The organism is Pseudomonas sp. MCal1, assembly GCF_026341415.1.
GTDB lineage: Bacteria > Pseudomonadota > Gammaproteobacteria > Pseudomonadales > Pseudomonadaceae > Aquipseudomonas.
Map to the genome: position 1 here is coordinate 175,463 of NZ_JAKUMP010000006.1, position 20,022 is coordinate 195,484.

Here is a 20,022-nt window from a genome sequence, read left to right on the forward strand (position 1 = left end):
ACTGTCATGAGCTACGGTTGGAATGATGTTCAACGTATTGCAGAAGAGCTGGCCGAGGCCCATGAGGGGCTCGATCCGTATTCTGTAGGTTTTGTCCGTCTGCAGCATATGATCGAGGAACTGCCTGACTTCGATAAGACTTCTGGCCGCGTTGGCGAGAAGGTTCTGGAAGCGGTTCAGGAGCTCTGGGCCAATGAATTGGACTGATCGTCTCGCAGGTTAGGCAATACCCAAGAACCCGCGTATAATTCGCGGGTTTAATTTTTCGCAAATTACCGTTTCTGGAGTTACACCATGGCTGTTCAACGTACTTTCTCCATCATCAAGCCTGACGCCGTTGCAAAAGGCGCTGCCGGCGAAATCGTTACCCGTTTCGAAAAGGCTGGTCTGAAAGTGGTTGCTTCGAAAATGAAGCAACTGTCCAAAGCCGAAGCTGAAGGCTTCTACGCTGAGCACAAAGAGCGCGGTTTCTTCGGTGACCTGGTTGCTTTCATGATCTCCGGTCCAGTGGTTGTTCAGGTTCTGGAAGGCGAAAACGCCATCGCTCGCAACCGTGAGCTGATGGGCGCTACCAACCCTAAAGAAGCTGCTCCAGGCACCATCCGTGCCGACTTCGCTGAATCGATCGACGCCAACGCCGTTCACGGTTCGGACTCCGAAGCCGCTGCCGCTCGCGAAATCTCGTACTTCTTCGCAGCTACCGAAGTAACCACTCGCTAAGCATTGGCTTGAGAGTGAAGGTGAATCCATGACTACATCGACTGTTAAAACCAACCTGCTGGGGCTGACCCAGCCGGAAATGGAAAAATTCTTCGACTCAATCGGGGAGAAGCGTTTCCGTGCCGGTCAGGTAATGAAATGGATTCACCACTTTGGCGTCGATGATTTCGACGCCATGACGAACGTCAGCAAGGCCTTGCGCGAAAAGCTCAAGGCTGTTGCCGAGGTCCGTGGTCCCGAAGTGGTCAGCGAGGACATTTCCAGCGACGGCACCCGCAAGTGGGTGGTGCGCGTGGCGTCCGGCAGCTGTGTCGAGACCGTTTACATCCCCCAGGGCAAACGCGGCACTCTGTGCGTTTCGTCCCAGGCAGGCTGTGCCCTGGACTGCAGTTTCTGCTCCACCGGCAAGCAAGGCTTCAACAGCAACCTCACCGCCGCCGAAGTCATCGGCCAGGTGTGGATTGCCAACAAATCCTTCGGCAGTGTTCCGGCTACCATCGACCGCGCCATCACCAACGTGGTGATGATGGGCATGGGCGAACCGCTGCTGAACTTCGATAACGTCGTGGCCGCCATGCATCTGATGATGGATGACCTGGGCTACGGGATCTCCAAGCGCCGCGTGACCCTGTCCACGTCGGGTGTGGTGCCGATGATCGATGAGCTGGCCAAGCATATCGACGTATCCCTGGCGTTGTCCCTGCACGCACCGAATGACGCATTGCGTAACCAATTGGTGCCGATCAACAAGAAATATCCGCTTAAGATGCTGCTCGAGTCGTGCCAGCGCTACATGTCCGAACTGGGCGAGAAGCGCGTGCTGACCATCGAGTACACCTTGCTCAAGGACGTCAACGACAAGCTTGAGCACGCCGTGGAAATGATCGAGTTGCTGAAAGACATTCCGTGCAAGATCAACCTGATTCCGTTCAACCCGTTCCCGCATTCCGGGTACGAGCGGCCGAGCAACAACGCCATCCGCCGGTTCCAGGATCAGCTTCACCAGGCCGGTTTCAACGTCACTGTGCGCACCACTCGTGGTGAAGACATCGACGCGGCTTGTGGTCAATTGGTAGGGCAGGTGCTGGATCGCACCCGTCGCAGCGAACGTTACATCGCCGTGCGTGAATTGAGCGCCGACAGCGATCTGGCACAGAACGCCGCGAACACTAACTAAGAGAGGATCTCTATGTCCCTGCGCTTTGCGCTGCTGTTGCTGTTGACCAGCCTGTGTGCTGGTTGTGTCCTGTCGGGCGATTACAACCCGATGAAGACCAGCAAGGGCCGTGACGAAGCGCGTGCTGCCTACGTGCAACTGGGGCTGGGATACTTGCAGCAGGGCATGACCGAGCGGGCCAAGGTTCCACTGAAGAAGGCCCTGGAGCTGGACGGTTCGGATCCCGACGCCAATGCCGCGCTGGGGCTGGTATTCCAGGCTGAAATGGAACCGAAACTGGCTGACGAACACTTCCGCAAAGCCTTGTCCTCCCGTCCCGCCGATGCACGCATCCTCAACAACTACGGCAGTTTTCTCTACGAAGAACAGCGTTACAAGGAAGCCTACGAGCGATTTGAACAGGCAGCCGCCGATACCCTGTATCCTGAGCGTTCGCGGGTATTCGAAAACCTCGGCATGACGGCGGCGAAGCTCGGGAAGCGTGATCTGGCGCAGCAGCAGCTGGAAAAAGCGCTGCGTTTGAACCGCCAGCAGCCAAGGGCATTGCTGGAAATGGCTGAGTTGTCATTCGAAGACAGGCATTATGTGCCCGCGCGTGACTATTACGACCGTTTCAGCCAGCTCTCCGAGCAAAATGCACGTAGTCTGTTGCTCGCCGTTCGGTTGGCAAAAGTATTTGAAGATCGCGACAAGGCCGCCAGTGCGGGCCTGCAATTAAAACGACTCTATCCCGGTACGCCGGAATATCAGCAATACCTGTCGGAGCAATGATGAAAGCGGCGCATCCCGAAGTTGTAGCAGCGAATCGCGTTAATCCCGGTGAGACCCTGCGCCAGGCCCGCGAAAGCAATGGCTGGTCGCTGGCCGAAGTGGCCCTCAAGCTCAACCTCACCGTGACTTCCCTGAGCAATCTTGAAGCCGGCGCATTCGACAAGTTGCCCGGGCATACCTTTGCTCGCGGCTACATTCGCGCGTACGCCAAATTGCTTGGCATGGACCAGACCGTTCTGGTCCAGCAATTCGACCAGTCCACCGGCACCGATTCCCAGGGCAGCAACGTCCACGCCCTGGGCCGTATCGAAGAGCCGGTGCGGGTTTCCCACACCATTTTGCGTATCGTCAGCCTGTTGCTGCTGATTGCGGTCATCGGCGGCGGTTTCGTCTGGTGGCAGGATCAGACTTCGCTGCGTACCAAGGACCTGATCGGCCTGACCCCGGAACACGTCGAAGTCGAAGGCGCCGACGGCACCACCCAGATTCATCCGCTGGACGAGCCGGAAGACCAGGCCGTCGCGGAAGGCGAGGCCGAGGGCTCCACCTCTCTGGCGCTGCCACAGTCGGAAACCACGGCTGAATCGACCGGTGCCGAGACTGCAGCCCCAGCGACCGCACCGGTTGCTCCGGCACCCGCTGCGCCAGCCGCCACTCCGGCTGCCCCGGCCCATACGCCAGCGCCTGTGGTTACTGCTCCAGCGAATCCGGCACCTGCCGCTCCGACCACGCCGGCGCCGACCGTCACCGCCCCGGCAGCTCCGGTCGTCGCTGCACCCGCGCCGACAGCGCCAGTTGCTCCGGCTGCAGGTCAAGGCCAGGTTCAGGTGCAGTTCATCGCCGATTGCTGGACTCAAGTGACCGATGGCAGCGGCAAAGTGCTGTACAGCGGCCTCAAGCGTAAGGGCGACAGCCTGTCTGTCGTCGGCAAGCCTCCGTTTGCCGTGCGTCTGGGCGTAGCCCGTGGCGCCCAGGTCAGCTACAACGGCCAGCCGGTCGATGTTGCTCCGTTCACCAGTGGCGAGACCGCTCGCCTGAAGTTGGGTCAATAAGTCATGCACGGCGAATCTCCAATCAAACGTCGCGAATCGCGCAAGATCTGGGTCGGTAACGTGCCCGTGGGCGGCGATGCCCCTATCGCTGTGCAGAGCATGACCAACAGCGACACCAATGACGTCGCTGCCACCGTCGCGCAGATCAACCGTCTGGAAGCCGCCGGCGTCGACATCGTCCGCGTTTCGGTGCCGGACATGGACGCCGCCGAGGCGTTCGGCAAGATCAAGCAACTGGTCAAGGTGCCGTTGGTTGCCGACATCCATTTCGACTACAAGATCGCTTTGCGCGTGGCCGAACTGGGTGTGGATTGCCTGCGCATCAACCCGGGCAACATCGGTCGCGAAGACCGAGTGCGTGCGGTGGTCGATGCCGCCCGTGACCGCGGTATCCCGATCCGTATCGGCGTCAACGCCGGTTCCCTGGAAAAAGACCTGCAAAAGAAATACGGCGAGCCGACGCCGGCCGCGTTGGTCGAATCCGCCCTGCGTCACGTCGAACACCTTGAACGCCTGAATTTCCAGGACTTCAAGGTCAGCGTGAAGGCTTCCGACGTGTTCATGGCCGTTGAAGCCTACCGTCTGCTGGCCAAGGAAATCGTCCAGCCGCTGCACCTGGGCATCACCGAAGCCGGTGGATTGCGTTCCGGTACAGTGAAATCCGCCGTGGGCCTAGGTATGCTGCTCGCCGAGGGGATTGGCGATACCATCCGCATCTCCCTGGCGGCCGACCCGGTCGAGGAAGTGAAGGTCGGTTACGACATTCTCAAGTCTTTGCATCTGCGTTCCCGTGGCATCAACTTCATCGCCTGCCCGAGCTGCTCGCGGCAGAACTTCGATGTGGTCAAGACCATGAACGAGCTGGAAGGGCGCCTTGAAGACCTGCTGGTGCCGCTGGATGTCGCGGTGATCGGTTGTGTGGTCAACGGCCCCGGCGAAGCCAAGGAAGCCCATATCGGCCTGACCGGCGGCACGCCAAACCTGATTTACATCGACGGCAAGCCGTCGCAGAAGCTGACGAATGACAATCTGGTGGACGAGCTGGAAAAGCTGATCCGCGAGAAAGCGGCCGAGAAGGTCGAAGCTGACGCAGCGGTTATCGCGCGCGGCTGATCGAACGAATTAAGGAATTTCTGTGAGCAAGTCCCTGCAAGCCATTCGTGGCATGAACGACATCCTGCCGGAACAGACTCCGGTATGGCGCTACTTCGAAGGCACTGTTTCGCGTTTGCTGGATAACTACGGTTACAAGCAGATCCGCATGCCGATCGTCGAGTTCACCGAGCTGTTCAAGCGCTCGATCGGTGAAGTGACCGACATCGTCGAAAAAGAGATGTACACCTTTGACGATCGCAACGGCGACTCCCTGACCCTGCGTCCGGAAGGCACGGCCGCTTGCGTGCGTGCGGTGCTCGAGCACGGCATCACCGGCGGTGGCCAGGTACAGAAACTCTGGTACATCGGCCCGATGTTCCGTCACGAGCGCCCGCAAAAAGGCCGTTATCGCCAGTTTCACCAGATCGGTCTGGAGGTGTTCAACCTCGACGGTCCGGACATCGACGCCGAACTGATCGTGCTGACCTGGCGCCTGTGGGGCGAGCTGGGCATCCGTGATGCGGTCAAGCTCGAGCTCAACAGCCTCGGCACCAGCGAGTCCCGCGGTCGTTATCGTGAAGCGCTGGTCGAGTATCTCTCGGCGCACCACGACAAACTGGACGAAGACAGCCAGCGTCGCCTGAAAACCAACCCGCTGCGCGTGCTCGACACCAAAAATGCCGACACCCAGGCCGTGCTGGTCAATGCGCCGAAAATGGCCGACTACCTGGATGACGAATCCCGTGCCCACTTCGAAGGCCTGAAGGCCCGTCTGGATGCCGTCGGCATTCCTTACGTGCTGAACCCGAAGCTGGTGCGTGGTCTGGATTACTACAGCAAGACCGTATTCGAATGGGTCACCGACAAGCTCGGCGCCCAGGGCACCGTCTGCGCGGGTGGGCGCTATGACGGCCTGGTCGAGCAGATGGGCGGCAAGCCGACTCCGGGCGTCGGTTTCGCCATGGGCATCGAACGTCTGGTGCTGCTGCTGGAAACCCTGGAGCAGATTCCGGAAGAAATCTCCCGTCAGGTCGACGTCTATCTCTGCGCCTTCGGCGAAGAAGCAGAGCTGGCCGGTCTGGCCCTGGCCGAGCGTGTACGCGACCAACTGCCCAACCTGCGTCTGCAAGTCAATGCCGGCGCCGGAAGCTTCAAGAGCCAGTTCAAGAAAGCCGACAAGAGCGGTGCGTTGTACGCACTGATCCTCGGTGACGACGAAATGGCCCAGCAAGTGGTAGGTTTCAAACCCCTGCGTGGCCAGGGCGAACAACAAAGCATTGCCTGGGATGCGCTCGCTGCACACCTGGCCACCTGCGTCGTGCAGGGTTGAAGCTGTCCAAACAGCCGATTTAGCGATTAAGGAGTATTGGGGTGTCGAGTACCGAAGACGAACAGTTGGCGGATTTGAAGGACTGGTGGACACGCAACGGCAAACCTCTGGTCACCGGCGGCCTGTTGGCGCTGGTCATCGTGTTCGGCTGGCAGGCTTATCACAAGTATCAGAGCAACCAGTCGCAAGGCGCCTCGGTGCTCTATCAGCAATTGCTGGAAACCACGCTGACCCCGGACGGCAAGCCTGACGCCGCGCGCGTTGCGGATCTGGCCGGCAAGCTCAACAGCGAATTCGGCGGTTCTGCCTACGCGCAGTACGGCAGCCTGTTCGTGGCCAAGGTAGCGGTCGACAGCGGCAAGCTGGACGATGCTGCGACCGAACTCAAGGCCATCGTGGCCAAACCGGCCAACCCGGCGCTGGGCGAAATCGCCCGTCAGCGTCTGGCGCAGGTACTGGGTGCACAGAACAAGGCCGATGAAGCCCTGAAACTGCTCGAAGGCGATGCCGACAAGTCGTTCCTGGCCACTCGCGAAGAACTCAAGGGCGACCTGCTGGTACAGCTGGGCCGTACCGACGAAGCGAACGCGGCGTATCAAAAAGCCAAGGCGGCACTGTCGGATGAAGCGGCGGTCGGTGGCCTTCAAATCAAGCTGGACGACCTGGCCAAAGGGGATGCGTGACGTGATCGGTTGGAAGCATGCAGCAGTGCTGGCTCTGGCCATTCTGGCCGCGGGTTGCAGCAGCAACAGCAAAAAAGAACTGCCACCGGCCGAGCTGACCGACTTCAAAGAAGAAGTGGTCCTGCACAAGCAGTGGAGCCGTTCGATCGGTGACGGTCAGGGCGAAACGTACAACATGCTGGTGCCGGCGATCGACGGTGACACCATCTACGCGGCCGACGTGACCGGTATCGTGATGGGCCTGGATCGCAGCAATGGCGACGTGAAATGGAAGAAAGACCTTGAACTGCCTGTGTCCGGCGCCGTTGGCGTGGGTTACGGTCTGGTCATGGTCGGCACCCTGCGCGGTGAAGTCGTTGCCCTCGATGCCATCAACGGCGAAGAGAAGTGGCGCTCGCGCGTCAACAGCGAAGTCCTCGCGCCACCGGCCAGCAACGGTGACGTGGTGGTGGTACAGACCCAGGACGATCGTCTGATCGGTCTGGACGCGTCCACCGGCAACCAGCGCTGGGTGTATGACAGCACGCCGGCCGTACTGACCCTGCGCGGCACCAGCGCACCGATCGTCACCAACCGCCTCGCGGTGGCTGGCCTGTCGACCGGTAAAGTGGTCGCTCTCGACATTTCCAACGGCGTGCCGGTCTGGGAACAGCGGATCGCGATTCCACAAGGTCGTTCGGAGCTGGAGCGCGTGGTCGACATCGACGGCGGTCTGCTGCTGTCCGGCGGCACCTTGTACGTAGCCAGCTATCAGGGTCGCGTTGCGGCGCTGGATCTGGAAAGCGGCCGTCAACTCTGGCAGCGCGACGCGTCGAGCTACGCCGGTGTTGCACAGGGTTTCGGCAACGTTTACGTAAGCCTGTCGTCGGGCACCGTTGAAGGCGTCGACGAGCGTTCCACCACAGCACTGTGGAGCAACGACTCCCTGGCCCGTCGTCAACTGTCGGCGCCGGAAGTGTTCTCCAGCTACGTTGCAGTTGGTGACCTGGAAGGTTACCTGCACCTGCTGAGTCAGGTGGACGGTCGTTTCGTCGGCCGCGAGCGCATCGACAGCGACGGCCTGCGCGCCCGTCCGCTGGTGGTGGGTGACACGATTTATGTGTATGGCAACAGCGGCAAACTGGAAGCCCTGACCATCAAGTAATGGTTTGACTATGCTTGGGGTTGATCCCCAAGCGGCCCTGCTCCGGCAGGGTTTGCAACACCCATGGGCGTTGCCCCGAGCACCAGCCGCTGCCTCGCAGCGGCTTTTGTATTTTCTGAAATAACGAAGTGGAGAGCCGCATGGTTCCCGTAATCGCCCTGGTGGGCCGACCGAACGTCGGCAAGTCCACCTTGTTCAACCGCCTGACCAGGACTCGCGACGCCATCGTCGGCGACTTGTCCGGTCTGACCCGTGATCGCCAGTACGGTGAGGCCAAGTGGCAAGGGCGTTCCTACATTCTGATCGACACCGGCGGTATCTCCGGTGACGAGCATGGTATGGACGAAAAAATGGCCGAGCAGTCGCTGCTGGCCATCGAAGAAGCAGATGTCGTTCTGTTCCTGGTAGATGCCAAGGCCGGTTTCACCGCCGCCGACCAGATGATCGGCGAACACCTGCGCAAGCGTAACAAGCGTTCCTACGTGGTCGCCAACAAGGTCGACAACATCGATCCGGAAATGGCTCGCGCAGAATTCGCGCCGATGGGCATGGGCGATGCGATCCCGATCGCCGGCGCGCATGGTCGCGGCATCACTCAATTGCTGGAAATCGCCCTGAGCGAATTCCCGAAAGATGAGGACGAGCCGCAGGAAGGCGAAGAGCAGGAGGAAGTCGCCGAAGGCGAGGAAGCCAAGCGTATTCCTGGCCCGAGCGAAAAGGACGGCATCAAGATCGCCATCATCGGCCGACCGAACGTCGGCAAGTCGACGCTGGTCAACCGCATGCTCGGTGAAGAGCGGGTGATCGTCTACGACCAGCCGGGCACCACTCGCGACAGTATCTACATCCCGTTCGAGCGTAACGACGAGAAGTACACGCTGATCGACACTGCCGGTGTGCGCAAGCGCGGCAAGATCCACGAAGAAGTCGAAAAGTTCTCCGTGGTGAAAACCCTGCAGGCCATCAAAGACGCCAACGTGGTGATCTTCGTGATGGACGCCCGCGAAGGTGTGGTCGATCACGACCTCAACCTGCTCGGTTTTGCACTGGAGTCTGGCCGTGCATTGGTCATCGCGCTGAACAAGTGGGATGGCATGACGCCGGGCGAGCGTGACTACGTGAAGACCGAGCTGGAACGCCGGTTGTTCTTCGTTGACTTCGCCGACATCCACTTCATCTCGGCCCTGCACGGTACTGGCGTGGGGAACCTCTACGCTTCGGTGCAGAACTCCTTCAAGTCGGCGGTCACCCGCTGGCCGACCAGCCGTCTGACCCAGATCCTCGAAGACGCGGTCAGCGAGCATCAGCCACCGATGGTCAACGGCCGCCGGATCAAGCTGCGCTATGCCCACCTTGGTGGCGCCAACCCGCCGCTGATTGTGATCCACGGCAACCAGATCGAAAAAGTGCCGAACTCGTACGTGCGCTATCTGGAAAACACTTATCGCCGTGTGCTCAAACTGGTCGGTACGCCGATCCGTATCGAGTTCAAGGGCGGTGAGAACCCGTACGAAGGCAACAAGAACACGCTGACCGACCGCCAGGTCAACAAGAAGCGTCGCTTGATGTCGCACAACAAGAAAGCCAGCAAGAAGCGCCGCGACAAGCGCTGATCCCGGTCATCAAGAGAGAAGGGCGCCGTCTGGCGCCCTTTTTTTATGGGCGCCGGATGGGCTATCCTCGGGCTCTCCCGCGCCGTCGTCAGAGCCGGGGCAGAGCAGGGAACCCCGATGATCACCAGCAAGCTGCCGAATGTCGGCATCACGATTTTCACGCAGATGTCTCAGCTCGCGGCGCAGACCGGAGCGATCAACCTTTCCCAGGGTTTTCCCGATTTCGACGGCCCGCAGGCACTGCGCGACGCGGTCGGTCGACACATCGCCAGCGGCCATAACCAGTATTCGCCCATGACCGGCCTGCCGGCGCTGCGCCAGCAGATCGCGGCGAAAATCGCCCGCAGTTATAACGTCAACGTCGATGCCGACACCGAGGTGACCGTGACCCCGGGCGCGACCCAGGCGATCTTCTGCGCCATCCAGGCGGTTATCCACAGCGGCGACGAAGTCATCGTGTTCGACCCCGCCTATGACAGCTACGAGCCGTCGGTGGAACTGGCCGGTGGGCGCTGTGTGCATGTGCAACTCGGTCTGGATGATTTCTCCATCGACTTCGACAAGCTCAGTGCAGCGCTGAGTCCGCGCACGCGGATGATCATCCTCAACACCCCGCACAACCCCAGCGGCGCCCTGATCAGTCGCGCAGAGCTGGACCAGCTGGCGGCGCTGATCCGCGATCGCGACATTTATGTGATCAGCGACGAAGTCTACGAACACCTGGTGTACGACGGCGTTCCGCATGTCAGCGTGCTGGCCCACGAAGAGTTGTATCAGCGCGCCTTCGTGGTCAGCTCGTTCGGCAAGACCTATCACGTCACCGGCTGGAAAACCGGTTACGTCGTGGCGCCGCCAGCGCTGACCGCCGAGCTGCGCAAGGTGCATCAATACGTCAGTTTCTGTGGCGTGACGCCGCTGCAGTATGCGCTGGCCGATTACATGGCCGAGCATCCGGAGCACGTCGAAGAACTGCCGGGGTTCTATCAGGCCAAGCGCGATCTGTTCTGTGATTTGCTCGCGCCGTCGCGATTCAGTTTCACCCGGGTCACCGGCACCTATTTCCAGTTGGTCGATTACTCGCAGATTCGCCCCGACCTGAACGATGTCGAAATGGCAATGTGGATGACCCGCGAGCACGGCGTGGCGAGTATTCCGGTGTCGGTGTTCTACCAGAGTCCACCTGAAGGCCAGCGCCTGGTGCGCCTGTGCTTTGCCAAACGTGAGGAGACGCTGCGGGAAGCGGCGGCCAAACTATGCGTGATCTGAGTGCGTTGCCCGATCTCAATCTGGCGCTGATCCAGACCAGCCTGGCCTGGCATGACCGTCAGGCCAATCTCGAGCATTTCGACGTTTTGCTGGAGCAGGCGCGCGGTGCGGATCTGATTATCCTGCCGGAAATGTTCACCACCGGATTCTCCATGGAATCCGAAACCTTGGCCGAAGCCGAAAACGGCCCGACCAGCAAATGGCTGCGGGCCCAGGCTGCGAAGCTGAACGCGGTCGTCACCGGCAGCGTGATCATCCAGGCCGCCGACGGCAGCCACCGCAACCGCTTGCTGTGGGCTCGCCCGGACGGCGAAGTGCTGTATTACGACAAGCGTCACCTGTTTCGCATGGCCGGCGAGCACAACCACTACACCCCCGGCGAGCGCCAGGTGCAGTTCGAACTCAAGGGCTGGCGGGTGCGTCCGCTGATCTGCTACGACTTGCGCTTCCCGGTGTGGAGCCGCGACGCGCAGGACACCGATCTGTTGTTGTACACCGCCAACTGGCCGGGCGCGCGGCGTCAGCACTGGAACCGGCTGCTACCGGCCCGGGCCATTGAAAACCTTTGTTATGTAGCGGCGGTCAACCGGGTTGGCACCGATGGCAAAGGCTTTGCGTATACAGGCGACAGTCAGGTGCTGGACTTCCAGGGCGAGACGTTGCTCGCGGCCGGAGAGGCTGACGGGGTGTTCAAGGTGGTTCTGGAAGCGGCTTCGCTGGCGGCTTACCGCGAGCGGTTTCCGGCGAATCTGGATGCGGACACCTTCGAGTTCACCTGATAGCCCAGATCACCTAGATCGTTCCCACGCTCCGCGTGGGAACGATCAGATAGAAAATAAAAAGGCCCCGGAGTGCGAACTCCGGGGCCTTTTGCATTGCAGCGATCAGTTACGCCGCTTTCGCTTCCGGCTGGCTCAGCGAGCGGTTCAGCGCGCTGAACAGGGCCTTGAAGCTGGCGGTGGTGATGTTTTCATCGATACCCACACCGTGCACCGCACGCTCGCCGTTCACACGCAGTTCGATGTAGGCCGCCGCCTTGGCGTTGGTGCCTGCGCCGATGGCGTGTTCGTTGTAGTCCATGATTTCCACCGGAATCGGCAGACCGGCCACCAGCGCTTCCAGCGCGCCGTTGCCCTTGCCGCGCCAGTGCAGGTTGGTTTCGCCCTGACCTTTGCTCGCCACTTCCACTTCGACGGCGCTATTGCCGTTTTCTTCCTGCAAGCGATGGCTGACCAGCGCGTACGGGGTATTGGCTTGCAGGTATTCGCTGTGCAGCAGCGCGTGGATCTGCTGCGCAGTCATCTCCAGGCCCAGGCGATCGGTTTCACGCTGCACGACCTGGCTGAATTCGATCTGCATGCGACGCGGCAGGCTGATGCCGTATTCCTGTTCCAGCAGGTAAGCGATGCCGCCCTTGCCCGACTGGCTGTTGACGCGGATCACCGCCTCGTAGCTGCGACCGATGTCGGCCGGGTCGATCGGCAAGTACGGTACTTCCCACAGTGCGTCGGATTTCTGCTGGGCGAAGCCCTTGCGGATTGCGTCCTGGTGGGAGCCGGAGAATGCGGTGTGCACCAGGTCGCCGACGTATGGGTGACGCGGGTGAACCTGAATCTGGTTGCACTCTTCAACGACTTTGCGCACGCCGTCGATGTCGGAGAAGTCCAGTTGCGGGTCAAGGCCCTGGGTGTACATGTTCAGTGCCACGGTCACGAGGTCGACGTTGCCGGTACGCTCGCCGTTGCCGAACAGGCAGCCTTCGACGCGGTCGGCACCGGCCATCAGGCCCAGTTCGGTGGCGGCCACGCCAGTGCCACGGTCGTTGTGGGTGTGCAGGCTGATGATCACGCTGTCACGACGGTTGATGTTGCGGTGGAACCACTCGATCTGGTCGGCGTAGACGTTCGGGGTCGCGCATTCAACGGTGGCCGGCAGGTTGAGGATGATCTTGTGCTCAGGCGTCGGGTTCCAGACCTCGATCACCGCATCACAGACTTCCTTGGCGAATTCCAGCTCGGTGGCGCTAAAGGTTTCCGGCGAGTATTCGAATGTCCACTCGGTGTCCGGCTGCATGGCTGCGTATTTGACGAACAGCTTGGCGGCGTTGACGGCGATGGCCTTGATCCCGTCCTTGTCCTGGTTGAACACGATGCGACGGAAAGAAGGGGAGGTGGCGTTGTACAGGTGAACGATGGCTTTCTTCGCCCCGCGCAGGGATTCGAAAGTGCGCTCGATCAGGTCTTCACGGCCCTGGGTCAGCACCTGGATGGTGGTGTCGTCCGGGATGTGGCCGTCTTCGATCAGGGTGCGCACGAAGTCGAAGTCGGTTTGCGAAGCGGCCGGGAACGAGGCTTCGATTTCCTTCACGCCCACCTGCACCAGGGTTTTCCAGAAGCGCAGCTTTTTCACCGCGTCCATTGGCTCGATCAACGACTGGTTGCCGTCACGCAGGTCGGAGCTGCACCAGATCGGCGCGGCATCGATGGTTTTCGATGGCCAGGTACGGTCCGGCAGGTTGATCACAGGAAACGCGCGGTATTTCGAAGACGGGTCTTTGAGCATGCTCATCGGGAAATTCCTTATTGTCTGGGCCGAAAAGAGGCGGCCTGCCGGTGGAACGAACGTTCTTGGAAAAGCGTGGGACGAGGCGCAGCGATTCAGCCCGGCAGTCGTGCGCTGACGAGGCACAGGCTGCGGTGCTGGCGAAGCTGAATGAGGGTGTGAGAGGTTTTCATGCCCTCAACCCTAACCGCGGGGGATGAGGATGGCAAGCAGTCGAAAAAAATTGAGAGGAATACTCGGAAAGCGGTTTTTTCCGAGATTTTATTCTCTGAATCAGATTGATTGTTTGCAGAGATTGCGCAGTCCGTTCGTCGTGCGCAATCGCTGTGGGAGCGAGCTTGCTCGCGATGAGGGCCGTCGCCTCATCCGCAAATCAAGGCTGGAAAGCCCCGATGAAAATCGCCGGATCGACTCGCGCATCGTTCAGGCTGACGTTCCAGTGCATATGCGGTCCGGTCGCCCGACCTGTGGCGCCCACCTTGCCAACCACCGCACCACGCGCCAGTTGCTGGCCGTTCTGCACATCAATCTTCGACATATGACAGAACATACTGATGAAGCCCTGGCCGTGGTCGACGAACACCGTGTTGCCATTGAAGAAGTAGTTGCCGATCAGGATCACCTTGCCCGCCGCCGGGGTCTTGATCGGCGTGCCCGCCGGCACCGCGAAGTCCAGACCTGCGTGTGGATTGCGCTCTTCACCGTTGAAGAAACGGCGCACGCCGAACTTGCTCGACAGCGGCCCGTTGACCGGTTTGTCCAGCAGCAGGTTGCTTGGGGTGTTCGGGCTGAAACTGCGATAGGCCTTGATCTGCTCGGCCAGTTCGCTCTCGATGCGCTTGAGATTGGCCGGGTTCGGATTGACCTGCTGAGTGTTCTTCAGGGTGATGTGCTGTTCCGGGTATTTCTTGTTGCCGACATTGAAGTTGAGGTTACGGCCGCCACTGCTGATCTGTTGAATACCGGGTTTGACGGTCAGCGGAACGCCGACAATCGCCAGCCAGTTGTTCTGTTCCTTGACGACCAGCACCGGTTTGCCCTGGTACGTGGCTTTCGGCGCTTGCGCGGCGCTGCCCAGATTGACGACTGCCACGCCGCCCGGCACCGGTTTGTTCAGCAGGCGGGTGATGTAACTGTCGGCGTGGGCGTTGAAGGTCAGGCACAGCAACAGCAGCGGAGCGAGAAAACGCGGCATGGATCAGTCCAGTAAAGAGAGAGTGACGGGCGTCAGGTGGTTGTCCTCGACGCGCACTTGCAGCTCGCCTTCGCCCAGTCTGGCTTTGAGGCGCTGGCCGGTGTGGGTCTGCGCGGCGTTGCGGATCGCATTGCCGCGCTCATCCAGCAGAATGCTGTAGCCACGGCCGAGCGTCGCCAACGGGCTGACCACGTGCAACGTCTGCATCTGGCTTTGCAGCTGCAGGCGGCGACGTTTCAGGCCTTCGTTCATGGCGCGTGGCAGGCGTTCGGCGAGGCTGTCGAGGCGTTGGCGCAACAGGGCCAGTTGGCGTCCCGGGTGTTGCCCGGCGAGGCGGGTTTCCAGGCGGATCAGGCGTTCGCGGCGGGTATTGAGCTGACGCTCGAAGGCACGGCGCATGCGCATGTCGAGGTCATCCAGACGCTGTGCCTGCTGGCGCAGACGTTCGCCGGGATGGCGCAAGCGGCGGGTCACGCCCTCGAGCCGCAGGCGATCGCGCATCAGGCGATCACGCATGCGCATCACCAGTCGGCGATGCAGGCTTTCGACCTGACGGATCAGGTGACTGGAGTCCGGTGCAAGCAGTTCAGCAGCAGCGGACGGCGTGGGGGCGCGCACGTCGGCCACGAAGTCGCTGATCGACACATCGGTTTCATGGCCGACTGCGCTGACGATCGGCGTGACGCAGGCATCCACTGCCCGGGCCACGGCCTCTTCGTTAAAGCACCAGAGGTCTTCCAGCGAGCCGCCGCCACGGGCCAGGATCAGCGCGTCGAAGCCACGGGCATCCGCCATTTTCAAAGCGCGGACGATCTGCGCGGTGGCTTCACGGCCCTGAACGGCAGTCGGGATCAGCGTCAGTTGCACTTGCGGCGCGCGACGGCGAAACACGCTGATGATGTCGCGAATCACCGCGCCGGTCGGTGAACTGATGATGCCGATGCGTTGCGGATGCGCCGGAAGCGGCACCTTGCGTTCGGCACTGAACAGGCCCTCGGCGCTGAGCTTTTCCTTCAGCGCATCGAAGGCCAGGCGCAGGGCGCCGTCACCGGCAGGCTCCACGGTGTCGAGGATCAGCTGATAGTCGCCACGCCCTTCGAACAGCGAGACCTTGCCGCGCACCTTGACCGCCAGGCCATCCTTCAGCGCCTGACGCACCCGCGCGGCATTCTGGCGGAACAGTGCGCAACGCACCTGCGCGCCGCTGTCCTTGAGCGTGAAATACACGTGGCCGGACGCCGGGCGGGCGAGGTTGGAGATTTCGCCTTCAACCCAGATGTTGCTGAACACGTCTTCAAGCAACACCCGCGCGCGGCCGTTGAGCTGGCTGACGGTCAGGACTTCGCGGTCCAGGCCGAGTCTTGCAAAGGGATCTTTAATCATGGGGCGCAGTTTAAAGGCATTCGCCGGTGAATGTCTGGAGGAAGTGTTGCACCAGAGCTGTGGGATTTTGCCGAGAGGCGAGGGCGACGGTGCTCTGGCAATCGCCGGTCAGCGGGACAAATCTCACACCGGCGGGCGCGATATCCTGCATCGATTCCGGCAGTAGCGCGATGCCGAATCCGGCCTGGATCAACTGCAGTTGCGTGGTCTTGCGCGACATCACCCGCGCAGCCTGAGGGAAGAAACCGTGACGCATGCACAGGTCGGCGCACAAATAACTCAGCCCGCCGCGCTGCGGATGCGGGATGGAGATAAACGCTTCGTCCCTCAATTGCGCCAAGTCGACTGCCTCCACCAACGCCAGTCGATGATTCGTCGGCACGGCAAGCAGCAGGCGCTCGGTATAGAGCGGCACAACCTGAACGCCTTCACGCTGGCGCAGTACTGGCAGACGCAGAAGGCCGATGTCGAGCCGGCCCTCGGCCAGTTCTTCAAGTTGTGTTTCCGAGGAGAGCGTGCCGATGTCCAGCGAAACGCCGGGTTGTTGCTCAAGATATGCGCTCATGTCGCTCAGCAGCCGGCCACTGATCGGGACGGTGCTGGAGTGACACACGCGCAAAGTGCCGCGTTGGCCCTGGCCGATCTCCGTGGCCAGGGTGCTGGCCTTGTTCAGTTCATTGAGCAGGTTTCTCGCCCGGGGCAGGAACGCTTCGCCAGCAGCGGTGAGCCGGGGCTGACGCGCGGTGCGTTCGAACAGCGGTGTTTGCAGGCGGGTTTCCATGTCCTTGATCTGCCGGCTCAACGCCGATTGAGCGATGAACAGCCGTTCGGCTGCGGCGCTGAAGCTGCCGCTTTCGGCGATTTCCACGAAGTAGCGCAATTGACGGGTTGAAAGCACGAGGCATGCCTTTTCGAGATGGCTTGGCGAATTCGATGATATTAGTCGCAACCCTCGGCGCTGGCTAAAGTCATCGCAGGTCTATAAAGGAAGCGAATGGATGAGCGTGGCGGGTTTGTTGAGCGAATGGTCGTGGGGCGCGCAGGGCTGGGTGGTGATCGGACTGGCCATCGCGCTGGCCTACATCGTCTTCGGGATTGCCGGTTTCGGTACGGCGCTGGTGGCGGGGCCAATTCTGATTCTGTTCATGCCGCTGTCGAAAATCGTGCCGTTGCTGGTGTTGCTGGATTTCGTCGCGGCGTTCGGCAATTTGCTGCCTTCGCGGCGGGATGTGGCGAAACCGGAATTGCTGCGGCTGCTGCCGTGCATGGCGGTGGGTTGCACGCTGGGGGTGATTTTTCTGCTGAACCTCAAATCCGATCTTTTGCTGCTGTTGATGGGGCTGTTCATCAGTGCCTATGCGATCTACAGCTTGTGGATCAAGGCACGGCCGACGCAGTTGTCCGCCGGGTGGGCATTGCCGATGGGCACGGTGGGCGGGCTGTTCGGGGCTTTGTTCGGCAGTGGTGGCTTTCTTTATGCGATCTACCTCAACAGCCGACTGCCCAAGGACGCAGCCCGGGCCACGCAAAGTGCGCTGATCAGTTGCAGCACGGTGGTGCGTTTGAGCCTGTTCGCCATTGCCGGTGTGTATGCCGAGCTACCCTTGTTGATGCTTGCGCTGTGCCTGTTGCCAGCCATGGCGCTGGGCTTGTGGGGCGGGCGGCGCTTGACCATGCGTCTGTCCCGCGAGGCCTTCGTGCGGCTGGTGACCTGGCTGGTGCTGGCAAGCGGGATTGCGCTGATCGGCCGCTATTTAAGCACTTGACCGGATTTTGTCAGGGATTAAGCTGCCGGCCGCGTTCGTCGCAGAACATCCTTTGACGCAGCAGGCTTGCACCATGAATTCCCAAAGCATCATCGTCCCGAAAATCTCCAACCTGCCGGTGCACGAGCCCCGGGCCCGGGCGATCCTGCGCTGGCTGGTGCGCAAGAACATCGTCAAGGAAGAGCTGAGCACCTGTGGACGCACCGGCAATCGCATGGCCTACGCCATCGCCGATGGCGCCCGCGCGGTGGTGCTATACCCCGAGGCGCTGCCGTTCGGTGAGCCGATCAATGGGCTGGAAGTCATCACCAAGCGCTGTATCTACACGCCAGCCAAGGGTTTTCTCGAGGAGGCTGGTTGTGCCGAGTGCCGTCAGGAAATCGGCGAAGCATTGTTCGAAAGCCTGGAAGACTGGATGCCGGGCCGCACTGACAACTTCACCTGCCCTGAGTGCGGGCATGAAGACGACATCAACGGCTTTCTGTATTTGCAGGAGTGCGGTTTTTCCAACCTCGGGTTCATCTTCAACAACTGGCTGGAGGCGGGGTTCAAGCAGAGCTTCATAGACGAATTCGCCGACTGGCTGGATCAGCCGGTGAGCTGGGTCAAGGTCGAGCTTTAGAGGCCGCTTTTTCCGTACATCAGCAACATTGATATAAGACAAGTTTTACATTGAACCCGAGGGGGTGTCTGACTATAATGGCGCGCTTCCATTTTCCCGCTCGGGAGCCCCCGCGATGCTGCGTATCAGCCAAGAAGCTCTGACCTTCGATGACATTCTCCTAGTGCCCGGTTATTCCGAGGTGCTTCCTAACGAAGTCAGTCTGAAGACCCGCCTTACCCGTGGCATCGAGCTGAACATTCCTCTGGTTTCTGCCGCCATGGACACCGTTACCGAAGCCCGTCTGGCAATCGCCATGGCTCAGGAAGGTGGCATCGGCATTATCCACAAGAACATGACCATCGAGCAGCAAGCTGCCGAAGTTCGCAAGGTCAAGAAGTTCGAAGCCGGTGTGGTCAAGGACCCAATCACCATCGAGGCTGACGCCACGGTTCGTGATCTGTTCGAACTGACCCGCATGCACAACATTTCCGGCGTTCCGGTTCTGCACGATGGCGACCTGGTCGGCATCGTCACTTCCCGTGACGTGCGTTTCGAAACCCGTCTGGACGCCACCGTTCGCGAAGTGATGACGCCCAAAGAGCGTCTGGTCACTGTTCGCGAAGGCGCCGACAAGAACGAAGTCCGCGAGCTGCTGCACAAGCACCGTCTGGAAAAAGTCCTGATCGTCGACGACAAGTTTGCCCTCAAAGGCATGATGACCGTCAAAGACATCGAAAAAGCCAAGGCTTACCCACTGGCCAGCAAGGACGACCAGGGTCGTCTGCGCGTCGGCGCTGCGGTCGGTACCGGTAAAGACACCGGTGACCGCGTTGCTGCCCTGGTCAATGCCGGTGTGGACGTGGTGGTGGTCGACACCGCTCACGGTCACTCCAAAGGCGTGATCGACCGCGTTCGCTGGGTCAAGGAGAACTTCCCTGAAGTGCAGGTGATCGGCGGCAACATCGCCACCGGCGCAGCCGCCAAGGCTCTGGCCGAAGCTGGCGCCGACGCGGTCAAGGTCGGTATCGGCCCTGGCTCGATCTGCACCACCCGTATCGTCGCCGGTGTCGGCGTTCCGCAAATCAGTGCCATCGCCAACGTCGCCGCAGCCCTTGAAGGCACTGGCGTTCCGTTGATCGCCGACGGCGGCATCCGTTTCTCCGGTGACCTGTCCAAGGCCATCGTGGCCGGTGCGTCCTGCGTGATGATGGGCTCGATGTTCGCCGGTACCGAAGAAGCGCCGGGCGAGATCGAACTGTTCCAGGGCCGTTCTTACAAGGCTTATCGCGGCATGGGTTCGCTGGGCGCCATGTCCCAGGCTCAAGGCTCCTCCGACCGTTACTTCCAGGACTCCTCGGCAGGCGCCGAGAAACTCGTTCCGGAAGGCATCGAAGGCCGTGTTCCTTACAAGGGCACCCTGAGCGCGATCATTCACCAGTTGATGGGCGGTCTGCGTTCCTCGATGGGTTACACCGGCAGCGCCAACATCGAAGAGATGCGCACCAAGCCTGAGTTCGTGCGGATCACCGGTGCAGGTATGGCCGAATCCCACGTCCACGACGTGCAGATCACCAAGGAAGCGCCAAACTACCGCGTAGGTTGAGGCTTCAAGCAAAACGTCAAATGACCGGGGCTGTTTTATTCAGCCCCGAGTTGTTTCT

At 60.8% G+C, this 20,022-nt stretch carries 19 protein-coding genes; 15 read left to right on the top strand and 4 right to left on the bottom strand.

Going from position 1 to position 20,022, the window contains the following annotated elements; genetic code table 11:
• Positions 1-6: 6 nt before the first annotated feature.
• The 12 genes from iscX (at position 7) to MKZ87_RS12345 (ending at position 11,630) form a co-directional block, all read left to right on the top strand.
• Positions 7-207, top strand: a complete 201-nt coding sequence (iscX, locus tag MKZ87_RS12290) for a Fe-S cluster assembly protein IscX (RefSeq protein ID WP_085699835.1) — start codon at positions 7-9, stop codon at positions 205-207.
• Between the two features lie 87 nt (positions 208-294).
• Positions 295-720, top strand: a complete 426-nt coding sequence (gene ndk, locus MKZ87_RS12295; protein WP_065257687.1) for a nucleoside-diphosphate kinase — start codon at positions 295-297, stop codon at positions 718-720.
• A gap of 28 nt (positions 721-748) precedes the next feature.
• Complete coding sequence (gene rlmN, locus MKZ87_RS12300) at positions 749-1,897, top strand: 23S rRNA (adenine(2503)-C(2))-methyltransferase RlmN (RefSeq protein ID WP_085684616.1); 1,149 nt, start codon at positions 749-751, stop codon at positions 1,895-1,897.
• Between the two features lie 12 nt (positions 1,898-1,909).
• Positions 1,910-2,668 (top strand): type IV pilus biogenesis/stability protein PilW, encoded by a 759-nt coding sequence (pilW, locus tag MKZ87_RS12305; protein ID WP_085701757.1) that lies wholly within the window; start codon positions 1,910-1,912, stop codon positions 2,666-2,668.
• Entirely contained in the window at positions 2,668-3,720 is a 1,053-nt protein-coding gene (locus MKZ87_RS12310) for a RodZ domain-containing protein (protein WP_085699829.1), read from the top strand. Before pilW ends, MKZ87_RS12310 begins: the two co-directional genes overlap by 1 nt.
• 3 nt (positions 3,721-3,723) lie before the next feature.
• Positions 3,724-4,833 (top strand): flavodoxin-dependent (E)-4-hydroxy-3-methylbut-2-enyl-diphosphate synthase, encoded by a 1,110-nt coding sequence (gene ispG / locus MKZ87_RS12315; protein ID WP_007956680.1) that lies wholly within the window; start codon positions 3,724-3,726, stop codon positions 4,831-4,833.
• A 22-nt stretch (positions 4,834-4,855) separates the two neighbouring features.
• Complete coding sequence (gene hisS / locus MKZ87_RS12320; protein ID WP_085699827.1) at positions 4,856-6,145, top strand: histidine--tRNA ligase; 1,290 nt, start codon at positions 4,856-4,858, stop codon at positions 6,143-6,145.
• Positions 6,146-6,186: 41 nt separating this feature from the next.
• Positions 6,187-6,828, top strand: coding sequence for a tetratricopeptide repeat protein (locus tag MKZ87_RS12325; RefSeq protein WP_011335807.1), 642 nt, complete (start codon positions 6,187-6,189; stop codon positions 6,826-6,828).
• The gene (gene bamB / locus MKZ87_RS12330; RefSeq protein ID WP_227233466.1) at positions 6,821-7,972 is read left to right on the top strand and encodes an outer membrane protein assembly factor BamB; all 1,152 of its coding nucleotides are present in this window, start codon (positions 6,821-6,823) and stop codon (positions 7,970-7,972) included. Before MKZ87_RS12325 ends, bamB begins: the two co-directional genes overlap by 8 nt.
• 140 nt (positions 7,973-8,112) lie before the next feature.
• On the top strand, positions 8,113-9,585 hold the full coding sequence (gene der, locus MKZ87_RS12335; RefSeq protein WP_085699823.1) for a ribosome biogenesis GTPase Der: 1,473 nt from the start codon (positions 8,113-8,115) through the stop codon (positions 9,583-9,585).
• 117 nt (positions 9,586-9,702) lie between these two features.
• Positions 9,703-10,851: a pyridoxal phosphate-dependent aminotransferase gene (locus MKZ87_RS12340; RefSeq protein ID WP_227233465.1), complete on the top strand. Its 1,149-nt coding sequence runs from the start codon at positions 9,703-9,705 to the stop codon at positions 10,849-10,851.
• Positions 10,839-11,630, top strand: a complete 792-nt coding sequence (locus tag MKZ87_RS12345) for an amidohydrolase (RefSeq protein WP_085699819.1) — start codon at positions 10,839-10,841, stop codon at positions 11,628-11,630. Before MKZ87_RS12340 ends, MKZ87_RS12345 begins: the two co-directional genes overlap by 13 nt.
• Positions 11,631-11,739: 109 nt before the next feature.
• Here MKZ87_RS12345 and leuA read toward each other — a convergent pair whose 3' ends face one another.
• The 4 genes from leuA to MKZ87_RS12365 all read right to left on the bottom strand — a co-directional run bounded on the left by leuA (position 11,740) and on the right by MKZ87_RS12365 (position 16,889).
• The gene (gene leuA / locus MKZ87_RS12350) at positions 11,740-13,419 is read right to left on the bottom strand and encodes a 2-isopropylmalate synthase (protein WP_007956672.1); all 1,680 of its coding nucleotides are present in this window, start codon (positions 13,417-13,419) and stop codon (positions 11,740-11,742) included.
• 367 nt (positions 13,420-13,786) lie between these two features.
• Positions 13,787-14,608: a peptidoglycan DD-metalloendopeptidase family protein gene (locus tag MKZ87_RS12355; RefSeq protein WP_085701755.1), complete on the bottom strand. Its 822-nt coding sequence runs from the start codon at positions 14,606-14,608 to the stop codon at positions 13,787-13,789.
• A 3-nt stretch (positions 14,609-14,611) separates the two neighbouring features.
• The gene (gene xseA / locus MKZ87_RS12360) at positions 14,612-15,991 is read right to left on the bottom strand and encodes an exodeoxyribonuclease VII large subunit (RefSeq protein WP_085699813.1); all 1,380 of its coding nucleotides are present in this window, start codon (positions 15,989-15,991) and stop codon (positions 14,612-14,614) included.
• 10 nt (positions 15,992-16,001) lie between these two features.
• Positions 16,002-16,889 carry a LysR family transcriptional regulator gene (locus tag MKZ87_RS12365; RefSeq protein WP_234205940.1) on the bottom strand — a complete coding sequence of 296 codons (888 nt, stop codon included), beginning with the start codon at positions 16,887-16,889 and terminating at the stop codon, positions 16,002-16,004.
• 100 nt (positions 16,890-16,989) lie between these two features.
• On the opposite strand from MKZ87_RS12365, the gene MKZ87_RS12370 reads away from it, so the two are divergent.
• The 3 genes from MKZ87_RS12370 to guaB all read left to right on the top strand — a co-directional run bounded on the left by MKZ87_RS12370 (position 16,990) and on the right by guaB (position 19,964).
• Complete coding sequence (locus MKZ87_RS12370) at positions 16,990-17,757, top strand: sulfite exporter TauE/SafE family protein (protein WP_085699809.1); 768 nt, start codon at positions 16,990-16,992, stop codon at positions 17,755-17,757.
• 73 nt (positions 17,758-17,830) lie between these two features.
• On the top strand, positions 17,831-18,379 hold the full coding sequence (locus tag MKZ87_RS12375) for a sugar ABC transporter ATPase (RefSeq protein WP_085610914.1): 549 nt from the start codon (positions 17,831-17,833) through the stop codon (positions 18,377-18,379).
• 115 nt (positions 18,380-18,494) lie between these two features.
• Positions 18,495-19,964 carry an IMP dehydrogenase gene (gene guaB, locus MKZ87_RS12380; protein WP_011335798.1) on the top strand — a complete coding sequence of 490 codons (1,470 nt, stop codon included), beginning with the start codon at positions 18,495-18,497 and terminating at the stop codon, positions 19,962-19,964.
• Positions 19,965-20,022 lie beyond the last annotated feature (58 nt).